Here is a 2734-nt window from a genome sequence, read left to right on the forward strand (position 1 = left end):
AATAGGCGCCGTGCGCCGCGGCCATCAGAAAACAGGCCGCGAAGAAGGCCAGCAGATCCGCGCGAAAAAGCACGCGCCACACCGGGCCGGCGTCCGCCGCGTGGGGCGCGGTGCCCGTCTCGGGCACGCCGCGGGCGCAGACGGCGATGCCGAGCTTTGCCGCCAGCGCAAGCCAAGCGAGGGTCGCGACCCCCGCCCAGTCCAGGAAATAGCCCACGCCGACCACCGCCAGCACGAAGCCCACCGAGCCCCAGACACGGATCACGCCATAGTCCCCGGTGCGCTCCTTGAGCACGCTGAAGGTGGTCGCCTCCACCAGCGGCAACGACGCGCTCCAGAAGAGGCTCATCACCGCCATCACCGAGAACAGCCACGCGAAGCTCGATCCGAGGAGCACGCCCGCCAGGACAAGCAGGCTCAGATCAGCGGAGAGGCAGATGATCCAGCGTCGCCGCCCGGAGCGGTCGGCGACCCAGCCCCACAGGGTCGGCCCGAAAATCCGCATGACCATGAGCAGCGACATGAGCAGCGCGATCTGACGCGCGTCGAAGCCCAGGAGTTGCAGGTAGAGCGCCCAGTACGGCGAGAAGATGCCGATGAAGGCGAAGTAGAAGAAGTAGTACCGGGACAGACACCGATACGCAAAGCGGTCAGTCATGGAGAGGTCGACTGCGGCCAGCCGCCGCCCAGGTGCTTACGCCTCGTCGGGGTCCGGGTTCTCCGCCGCCGGCGTGCCGTCGAACCGATCGGGGTGATCCGGGGCGCGGGCCGCGATGCGCGGCGTGGCGCAGACCACGTCGGCGTTCTGGCCGCGGTGCCGCAGCGCGTGATCCATGAGCACGATGGCGAGCATGGCTTCGGCGATGGGTGTCGCGCGGATGCCCACGCAGGGGTCGTGGCGTCCGTGCGTCTCAACCACGACCGGAGCGCCCTGCTTGTCGATCGACCGGCGCGGCAAGCGGATGCTGGAAGTCGGCTTCACCGCGATGCGCACGACGATGTCCTGTCCGGTAGAGATGCCGCCCAGAATGCCGCCGGCGTTGTTCGAGAGAAAACCTTCCGGCGCCATCTCGTCGCTGTGCTCGGTGCCGCGCTGCCGTGCGCTCGCAAAGCCGGCGCCGATCTCGACTCCCTTCACGGCGTTGATGCTCATCATGGCGTAGGCGATGTCGGCGTCGAGCTTGTCGTAGACGGGCTCACCCCAGCCCACCGGCACGCCCTCGGCCACCGTCGTGATCATCGCACCCACGGAGTCGCCCGATTTCCGCAGCGCGTCCATGAATTCTTCGAGGCGCGGGACGAACGTCGCATCCGCCACGAAGAAGGGATTCTCATCGACCGCCTCCCAGCTGCCGAAGGGGATTTCGATCGGGCCGAGCTGGTTGAGGTAACCGCGCACGACCACGCCGTGGCGCTCGCGCAGCCACTTTCGGGCGATGGCACCGGCGGCCACCCGCACCGCCGTCTCGCGCGCCGACTGCCTGCCCCCTCCGCGATGATCGCGAATCCCGTACTTCTGCCAGTAGGTGTAGTCCGCGTGACCGGGGCGGAAGGTGTTGGCGATCTTCGCGTAGTCCTTGCTGCGCTGGTCCTCGTTGCGGATGAGAAGGGCAATCGGAGTCCCGGTGGTCCGCCCCTCGAACACGCCGGAGAGGATCTCGACCGTGTCCGACTCGCGACGCTGGGTCACGTGCCGGGAGGTGCCCGGCTTGCGGCGATCGAGTTCGCTCTGGATGTCGGCCTGGGCGAGTTCGAGCCCGGGCGGGCAACCGTCCACCACACACCCGATCGCGGGTCCGTGCGACTCACCGAACGAGGTCACACAGAAGAGCTTGCCGAGGGTGTTGCCGGACATTGGGATAGCGCAGTGCGAAGGCGACCGCCGCGGCTGCGGGCAGGGTCAATCGAGGCGTCGAAGTCTAGCACATGGGGCTTCTCGTCCTCGCGCGATGGCACGCCAGAAAACGTCGCTTTTCCTGGCGCAGAATCACCGTTGTGCGCCAAATAAAATGGCGCAATACTTTGGCACGCGCCAAACTGCTGCGGGACGTATTCGTGTGGGCCTACGAGAGGTCCTGCCAGCAGAACGGCGCAATCCGCGGCCAACTGCAGCCTCCAGACACTTTTCGCCTGCGCCACAGAACCGCGCTGGCGGAAGCCATTCGGTGTATCGTCAATGGCGATCTACCAGCGACGGAGGATGCTGTTCATCGATGCCTGCCCGCATCCGTCGCCGTGGACGATCGCGGCCGCTTCGTGACGCTGGTTCTGGAGGAATTCAAGGTACTTCACTCGGGGAACGCCGTTCGATTTGGTCTGCGCCCGCCGCAACTCGAAGGCTGGACCGAGCGCCACAGGAATGCATAATCGATCACTCCAACCTGCTGTTGAAGCCGTCGCCATGACCGACCGTCCCGACCCCGACCAGATCAAAGGCCCCGGCGGACTCACCCTGCGCCAGATTCACCAGCAGACGAAGAAGAGCGTCGCCTGGGAGCAGAACGCAAAGACACGCAATGCGGCGGCCCAGAAGGAAAACCGTTGGCAGCGCTTCGTGCGTTTCGTCTGGGACAAGAACCGGGGACGCGGCTGAAGGGGCAGCCAGGACTGCGGCAGCACCCGATCGTCAACACGGCTGCTCGATCGCTCAGCCGTCGGTGTTATCGCCTCCGGCGGCCGTCAGCCGCTCCAGCATCTCCATACCCCACGCGATACCGAAGCCGGTCACGTCCGA

4 protein-coding genes are annotated in these 2734 nt (G+C 66.3%); 2 read left to right on the plus strand and 2 right to left on the minus strand.

Annotated elements, in window-relative coordinates; translation table 11 throughout:
• On the minus strand, positions 1–658 hold a 658-nt coding region (locus JNK68_15185), incomplete at its 3' end, for an MFS transporter (protein ID MBL8541688.1).
• Between the two features lie 36 nt (positions 659–694).
• Positions 695–1855 carry a chorismate synthase gene (gene aroC, locus JNK68_15190; protein MBL8541689.1) on the minus strand — a complete coding sequence of 387 codons (1161 nt, stop codon included), beginning with the start codon at positions 1853–1855 and terminating at the stop codon, positions 695–697.
• A 71-nt stretch (positions 1856–1926) separates the two neighbouring features.
• Between aroC and JNK68_15195 the strand changes: the two genes are divergently transcribed.
• On the plus strand, positions 1927–2367 hold the full coding sequence (locus tag JNK68_15195; GenBank protein ID MBL8541690.1) for a hypothetical protein: 441 nt from the start codon (positions 1927–1929) through the stop codon (positions 2365–2367).
• A gap of 34 nt (positions 2368–2401) precedes the next feature.
• Positions 2402–2593 carry a hypothetical protein gene (locus JNK68_15200; GenBank protein MBL8541691.1) on the plus strand — a complete coding sequence of 64 codons (192 nt, stop codon included), beginning with the start codon at positions 2402–2404 and terminating at the stop codon, positions 2591–2593.
• The last annotated feature ends 141 nt before the right edge of the window (positions 2594–2734 follow it).

It is taken from the genome of Betaproteobacteria bacterium, from assembly GCA_016791345.1.
Classification (GTDB): domain Bacteria; phylum Pseudomonadota; class Gammaproteobacteria; order Burkholderiales; family JAEUMW01; genus JAEUMW01.

Bases quoted from the DNA above. Each gene is read 5' to 3' on its own strand.
- JNK68_15200 (MBL8541691.1), top strand. From the start codon at position 2,402: ATGACCGACCGTCCCGACCCCGACCAGATCAAAGGCCCCGGCGGACTC.
- JNK68_15195 (MBL8541690.1), top strand. From the start codon at position 1,927: ATGGGGCTTCTCGTCCTCGCGCGATGGCACGCCAGAAAACGTCGCTTT.
- aroC (MBL8541689.1), bottom strand. From the start codon at position 1,855: ATGTCCGGCAACACCCTCGGCAAGCTCTTCTGTGTGACCTCGTTCGGT.